Source organism: Chryseobacterium sp., assembly GCF_045629545.1.
Lineage (GTDB): Bacteria > Bacteroidota > Bacteroidia > Flavobacteriales > Weeksellaceae > Chryseobacterium.
In genome coordinates this window covers 1-6,985 of record NZ_JAZQRK010000047.1, presented here as the reverse complement: position 1 = coordinate 6,985, position 6,985 = coordinate 1, and the positions used below count along the sequence as shown (strand labels likewise).

Here is a 6,985-nt window from a genome sequence, read left to right as displayed (position 1 = left end):
AATGAATTTAATACATCTGAAAATGGTGTTGTAGAGACGCATTGTGGTGTTGGTGTTGTAGAGACGCATTGCAATGCGTCTCTACAACACCAACACCACAATGCGTCTCTACAACACCATTTTCAGATGTATTAAATTCATTATCACCGATAATTACAATACCATGAAAATGATTGGGCATTACCACAAATTCACCCAATCGAATATTCATATCAGGTCGAATTATAGGCGTATTTATCCATTCAGCTTGTACCAACACACATAGGTCGTTCAAATGCATAATTCCATCCTGAATCGCACCAAAATAATGGGTACGATTTTGGGTACAAATTGTAATAAAATACGCTCCAGCATTGCTGTAATCCCAGTTTTGCCAACGTGCCGAGGCAATTCGGTATTTATTCTGAAATTTGTCCATAGTTATTCATCGATATAGCAGAATTCGTAATAGGAGCACGATTTACAGATTTTGCCACTTAATACGGGCGGACAAGTTTCAGAATCCGTAATTTTTAAGACTTGTTTTTCCCAGTTTGCAGTTTCTACTAAAAAATCATCATTCCAATCCAACAATTCACGTTGCTTCAATTTAGGATATTCAATAATAGCAGACAGATCGTCTATTCCATTTCTGACAAGCACTGATAGATAATACTTAACTTGAGCTATATGAGCAGCCTCCACTTTATCCGATTTTTTCACCTCATGCACCACCTTATTTTTAGCATCATAAAAATCTATTTTGATGCCGTCAATAGCCAATTCTGTGTATTTTCTCGCTCTATCGAGATAGGTAGTTTCAGCAATCAGTTTTCCTTCAGCTACGATATCAGAAGTATGTTCCATTTGAATGCCATTAGCAAACAACCAAAGTTTTCTATGGCAAGTGTGTAGGTAAGCTATGTGTGTTCCGGTGATTTGCATGGGAGTTAGTTTTTCCGAATAAAATGAATACAGACGTCACTAAGTAACGTCTGTATAAAGCTCTAATTATATTTGATTTTCGTAATCAAATGACATCATTCTATCAATTAATGCTTGTTCTGCACGATCTAATGCATCGGCTGTACCAACAGCGCCTGCAACATATCCGCTAGCAATAGGTGTGATAAATACCTCTGCCTTTACATTTTCATCTATCCTTGGAACTGCTCTTGCTTTTTCAGTATCGTCTCTTAATTCTCCACGAACTGCGTACGCAATCTGATTAGCATTGTCGCTAATTGCAATAGCCAATGTTTCCATTAAACTAAAGGTTCTTGCTTGGTTTGATGTGATGCGCCAATTAACAATTGCTTTCGCTAATGCAGGTATAATTTCTTCTCTTCTTTTTTGTGGACAAATTAAGCATTTTCCAAAAACATTTTGTCCTTCTATCCAACCTTCAGATCTTAATTTCTCTTCTATTTCAGGACGAAGTTCAGGCTCCAGTTTATTAGTAGAAACGCAAAAAAGAGTTCTTAAATCTATCGCAATATCATATACAAATAAACCTGTCGCACGAGATTGTTTTCCTGGATTATAATACTTTGCCCCAAGGCTTCTATTATTAGTTGACAGCCATTCGTCTAGATCATTATCATCTATTTTTTGTCTTTTACCTTTATCATCTGTAATGTAAACATTCACATTATGATGCTGCGCCATATTTGAGCGGTCAAAGGCGGTAGCTTCTCCCTCACTCTCCATTTCTAAGCCTCCAAGCAATGGATGTAGTGGACGCATTGCAGAAATAGATAATGGACTTCTTCTTTTAACTGTCATTGTATCTTTTTCTGCTTTCATATACCCACCTAAAAGTTGGTCTGCAAAGCTAGGGTCACAAGGTGAGTGTGGCTCAAGCATTCCAGCCTTACCTTTCTTGTCAATTTCCCAGTTAAATGTAATGGCAGCAAAAGGCTGATTCAAACTTTCGATTATGGAACGCTTTACTTGTTGCCCACTTGAGTAAGCCATTTTACGTCCCGTAATGGGATCGGTGTAAAATTTTTGACCGTCATTAACTGCAAATACAGTATGTTCTACATTGCGTAATCCTCTTAAATAAATAAATGGTTGCATAATATATTCTATGTTTTTTGTAAAAATTAATTAGTTTGATGAATTTGGTATTGAAAGCGAACAAGAGTCAAAAACAATGGGAAATTATCTTTTTGAATGTCGAGATATGACTGTTGTACGATATTTTCGAGTGCTCCTTTATTTTCTCCCGAAATCAAAGGAGTTATATTTTCCGCAAACTCTTTAAAGTAACGAGATTCTATTATTTTTTTTACCGACTCTCCTTTTCCCGTTTTTCCTCTTCCTGATTCTTTTTGAGATTCTTCATATTTGAGCAGTATCAATGCCAATTGATCTGCTAAGTCTAAAATTTCTTTTTTGTTTAGCATAGCGTATATCCAAATTTTAAATAATTTATAATTAAAGTATGATTCCTCATTAGAGAATTTATAGTCTTTCCCTTGTGCAAAACGTACACTTCCTTTCGGCATATATTCCCGTAGTTTAGCGGGCTCTAATGCTTTTAAGCCTATTGTCCCAAAAGCACAAGCATCTTTAAAATAGTAAAAAGGTTCAAATTGTTCTATATCCTTATCGGACAAAATTGACTCTTCTTTATTAAGAATAATTTTATCTCGTAATTCATATAGTTCATTTATTTCGTTCAAATAAATATTAATAAAACCAAGTGTGGTATTTGTTTGAGATAGATTATAAGCATAGACCGTCATTATAGAATTAGGAAAATTCTTTGATAGAGTCATCATTACAGTTGTCCATTTTATTGTTGGAATTGCCATCTTGCCTTGTACATTTTCCACTTCAATATTTATCCCATCGATTGGCTTATTTCCATCAAATTTCTTAGAAAAATTGTAACATATCCATTGACCATTCCATGTTTCTATTTGCTTGTCTTTAATGTTTGGTGTGTTTAACAAATATTTTCTATAAATCGCCCATCCATTGTATAGACTCCATAATATATCATCATTGTCTATAAGCATTACATAGCCTCCATTAACACCGATTGCTAAAGCCTCTCCAATCCAAGATGCATACATTTCATCTTCATCAATTTTAGTTGCAATACTTGAAACTTGACCCGAAGTTGTCCCTCCTATGTCTTTTGCTGATGAGCCCACATAAATAGACATGTTAGGCGTATCGTTTTGAATATTACTTTTTAAATTAGCTAATTGAGCTAATGACTTTGATCCATGTAATACTACATCAGACTCTTTGGGCTTTTGAAAAAAAGGAGAATTGCCTACATGCATCAAATGAGATTCATCTGTAAAGAATAAACCAAAAAAAACTTCATCAAAAAACTGCTCCGCAGTAAAGTCTTTCTTATTTTTTTCATTATAAAGTTTCAAAAACTTTTTTCCTATATAACTTGTGTACATATGCTATAGTATTATATCATGTTCAACTAATTGCAATCCATATTGTTGGTAATCTTCTTCCTGTTGAGGAATGACAAAAGGGTTAGAGCCAACATTTAATTGCTCAAATTGCTTTTTATATCGTGAAATAGTTTTCCAGTTTATCGGGATTTCCATATTTATTCGTTCTTCCCAATTTGCATCAATATATTTTTGTCTATCGATTTCAAGGATGCACGTAGCTCCTTCAATTTCTAAAGCATCAATCAAAATGCCTTTCCTATTATCTGTTAGCTCTTTCATTGTAAATTGTCCATCTTTGAATTTTAAATGAATATCAATTTCTTTCTTTTCCAATTCAGTGTATACACAATCAATCTTTTCTTGCAGATTTTTTTCTAACAAGACTTCTCCATTATCTGGTAATTGCTCAAAGCTCTTTTGCAATAACTCCAATTTATACGGCAATACATTCCCTTTAGGTTCAATTACATGAATTGGTTTTTGAAACTTGATACTGTCTTGTGTCCTTATTCTATTCACTCTCCCAAATCTTTGTATCATTCCATCTAATGGAGCACATTCTGTTATCATTCTGTCGAAACTTATATCTAAGCTAACTTCTACAACCTGTGTTGCTACGACAATACATGGACTGATTCCCTTATTTTCTTTGCCATCGCCATTGAATTTCTCTTTTAAATCAAGCTCTCTTCCAAACCTATCTATTCTTTTAAAACGGCTATGAATAAGCATTTTAGGAGTATTAGGAAAATCTTCAAGTATCGTTTTATATAACTCTTGTGCTTTTTTTATCGTATTACATACTACTAATACCTTTTCGTTAGATTCAATAGAATTTTTAAGAATAGAAAATACTTCGTCATCACTTTTCTGTTTAAAAATATTATGTCGATTGAACTTGTCTAGTACTTCATCATTCAGTTTGATCTCGAACACCTGTTCTGCCCCTCCCAAAATAGATAGTAACTCATTATAAAGAACTGTTGGCATTGTAGCAGTGCCAATATGTATATTGCATTCAAAATGCTTAAGCACTTTTACCACTTCCAAAACCATACTTCTTGAATAACCAGAATAGGTATGCACTTCGTCCAAAATTACATCGCATCCTTTTATATCAAGAAGAATACTTTCAAAACCCGAAATCCCAAAAACAATACCTGCTAACTGATAAGGTGTTAGTACTTTTATCGCAGAACCGACTAACGGTTGCAAAAGTTGTTCATCTTGATTGTTTTTTTCGACAATTATTTTAGAAATAGCATGCAAAATCCTGATGTCTTTATTAGGGACAACATCTTTAAATCTTGCCCACATTGCATTAATAGATGCCTGAAAAGGTAATGTATAAAATATACGTCCTTTGGTACGTTTCATCAGAAAGTCTGTTTTTCCTGCACCTGTTGGGGCAACTACCAATGTATGCCGTCTTTTATCATCTGTATCAACTTTTGAAAGTGGGTATAAATCATTTTTCCTTTTTGAATCTCTATAAAAACTCAAATCAGGCGTTTCAAAAGTTGTTTTTATATTTTCTTCAGACCGTTCCACTAATGCAGATGCAAAATGATCTGCACTTTTCAATAGCCCTCTGTATGGAGACCAGCCGTTCCTTTTATTTTCACAATAGTCAGCTACATACATTAATGCTTCTTGAGCTTCCTCAATTGAAATTTCATTTGGACATTCAAATCCGAAACTTTCTATTATCTGCAATCCATATTGTTGCCATATTTCCCAATCAATTAAATGATTTCGGATCCAATATCTATCTTGAGTTTTTAAATCTAAAATTCCTCTACCATCATTATTAGGAGCTTCAATAGATTTATGGTGACCTACTACCATTTCTATCAAATTATCCCAATCTTCTTTTGGGAAGCAGGGTAAAAATGCTAAAGATGAAATTTCGTGCCGATGAACATAACCACTATCCTCAAATTCCTCCAATAACCGTTGTTTATTTTTGGTAGAAACTTTTTTTTGAAAAACAGGATGTGCTTTTCCTAAATCGTGCAAAATTGCTCCTTTTTGAGCTGTATTTAAATCGAAATCGTTTTGAAATCCTTGAGCCATTTTAGCTATACAAAGTACAACCTGTTCCGTATGAGTCAGCAAATCTGTTCCACCATAAAGTACACTTTTGGCCAGAATGTCTTTTAAATCCTTCATTCGCATTCTCTAATAGGATTACCTGAAACAATTAATTCTCCGAACATCTCTTTAGCATTATCAAAACGATTGTGTCCAACCTTAAATCCTTTTTCATTATCAGAAGAAACCAACTCGAATCCATCTATTCCATTAAATCCCTCTGAACTTATTTCTAATAATTCCTCTGGCAATAAAATATCTTCATTCCTGCACAAACAGATATTTTGTACAAAGGCAACTTTTGCATCTTCATAATTTGAAAATGCCAGATAGAGATTGGGGCTTAATAACACACCTCTTTTTAGGATGCCTAAATTGGTTTTATAACTTTCTTTTTCTTTTGCAAATTGAAAACCTCCTTTTGCCCAAGTTCTCTCTTGTTGAATATCAATCCCTAAATAGTTTAGACGATACCTAGAAATTTTCTTTATACCAACTTCACCCAACAATTCTGGAAACAATTTCTTCTCGATTCCTTCTACAATGCTGGGAGTAAGGAATTGCTGAGAGAATGTTTCGCTATCTCTTACCGCAGTCCAAGGTTTAATAAAACCAAAAGGACCTGAATATTTTACTACGTAGTATTTTTCCATAAAGTGTTTTATTTTATTGCACCAAATCCAATTCCTGTAGATTCTCCCAAACCTACTGTCCACGCAAAGGCAATCTGTTCTGGAGAGCCTTTAATAATAATTGGAGCCATTGTAGTTTTGTTCTCAACGCCTTTATAAGTAACTAGTTTCGTGGTAGGAGAATGATAGCTTTTGTCTAATTCAATCGTTACTCCATCTATAGGAAGATTTGCTTGAAGTAGTTTTCCTTTCAAATTTTCAGTTAACAACTCGCTAAAATTGGCATCTAAATAGGTAATATGATTGATTCTTTCTCCATCCCTTTGACGAATAAGAATAGGACTATTTAGAAAAAATCGTTCTTTTGTCCCAAACTCAGTATCATTTTTGATCTGAATATCAATGACTTTAGAACCACAAAAAGTTTCGGGATCTGAAAGAATTCCTTTTGTTATCCTTTTTATCAAATCAGTATCGTAGGCGCTGATAAAGAAATAAGCGTCCTTATTTAAGTTAATGCCATTTTTATTGGCACTAGTGTTTTGTAACCATGAGAATGAATGCAAACTTCTTTTTCCGTGGGTTTCATTATTTTCTCCAATCCATTTATGCATTACTCCTGTGAGTAAATGCTGGTAATTAAAGGGTATAAGTGTAGTGTTTTTTGAAAGTTTTATATAAAGCCTCATAATATATAGTTGATTATCTTATGCGTTTAATTTATGTTTTTTGCTATCCTAAACTGATCTTAGTTATTGTGCATACTGCTTGTCTCCCTTATCTATTATTTTATATATCGCAGCAGAAAGCGGATATTGATAGTTTATAGGTAGTTCATTAGTACTT

General features: G+C 33.8%; 7 protein-coding genes. All 7 read right to left on the bottom strand.

The features are described from left to right. Positions 1 to 7 precede the first annotated feature (7 nt). Entirely contained in the window at positions 8 to 418 is a 411-nt protein-coding gene (locus tag ACKI42_RS11555; RefSeq protein ID WP_407405583.1) for a hypothetical protein, read from the bottom strand. Between the two features lie 2 nt (positions 419 to 420). Then, entirely contained in the window at positions 421 to 924 is a 504-nt protein-coding gene (locus ACKI42_RS11550) for a CRISPR-associated protein Cas4 (protein WP_407405581.1), read from the bottom strand. A gap of 66 nt (positions 925 to 990) precedes the next feature. Next, positions 991 to 1,956, bottom strand: coding sequence for a hypothetical protein (locus ACKI42_RS11545; protein WP_407405579.1), 966 nt, complete (start codon positions 1,954 to 1,956; stop codon positions 991 to 993). A 131-nt stretch (positions 1,957 to 2,087) separates the two neighbouring features. Then, positions 2,088 to 3,410 (bottom strand): hypothetical protein, encoded by a 1,323-nt coding sequence (locus ACKI42_RS11540; protein WP_407405577.1) that lies wholly within the window; start codon positions 3,408 to 3,410, stop codon positions 2,088 to 2,090. Between the two features lie 3 nt (positions 3,411 to 3,413). Further along, a complete protein-coding gene (gene cas3 / locus ACKI42_RS11535) occupies positions 3,414 to 5,585 on the bottom strand; it encodes a CRISPR-associated helicase Cas3' (protein ID WP_407405575.1) in 2,172 nt (723 codons plus the stop codon). Then, positions 5,582 to 6,160 (bottom strand): hypothetical protein, encoded by a 579-nt coding sequence (locus ACKI42_RS11530; protein WP_407405573.1) that lies wholly within the window; start codon positions 6,158 to 6,160, stop codon positions 5,582 to 5,584. Before ACKI42_RS11530 ends, cas3 begins: the two co-directional genes overlap by 4 nt. An 8-nt stretch (positions 6,161 to 6,168) precedes the next feature. Beyond that, a complete protein-coding gene (gene cas6 / locus ACKI42_RS11525; RefSeq protein WP_407405571.1) occupies positions 6,169 to 6,753 on the bottom strand; it encodes a CRISPR-associated endoribonuclease Cas6 in 585 nt (194 codons plus the stop codon). Positions 6,754 to 6,985: the final 232 nt, after the last annotated feature.

Excerpts from the sequence above, each read along its gene's own strand:
- ACKI42_RS11550 (WP_407405581.1), bottom strand. The coding sequence starts at position 924 with ATGCAAATCACCGGAACACACATAGCTTACCTACACACTTGCCATAGA.
- ACKI42_RS11540 (WP_407405577.1), bottom strand. The coding sequence starts at position 3,410 with ATGTACACAAGTTATATAGGAAAAAAGTTTTTGAAACTTTATAATGAA.
- ACKI42_RS11545 (WP_407405579.1), bottom strand. The coding sequence starts at position 1,956 with ATGGCTTACTCAAGTGGGCAACAAGTAAAGCGTTCCATAATCGAAAGT.
- cas3 (WP_407405575.1), bottom strand. The coding sequence starts at position 5,585 with ATGAAGGATTTAAAAGACATTCTGGCCAAAAGTGTACTTTATGGTGGA.
- cas6 (WP_407405571.1), bottom strand. The coding sequence starts at position 6,753 with ATGCATAAATGGATTGGAGAAAATAATGAAACCCACGGAAAAAGAAGT.
- ACKI42_RS11530 (WP_407405573.1), bottom strand. The coding sequence starts at position 6,160 with ATGGAAAAATACTACGTAGTAAAATATTCAGGTCCTTTTGGTTTTATT.
- ACKI42_RS11555 (WP_407405583.1), bottom strand. The coding sequence starts at position 418 with ATGGACAAATTTCAGAATAAATACCGAATTGCCTCGGCACGTTGGCAA.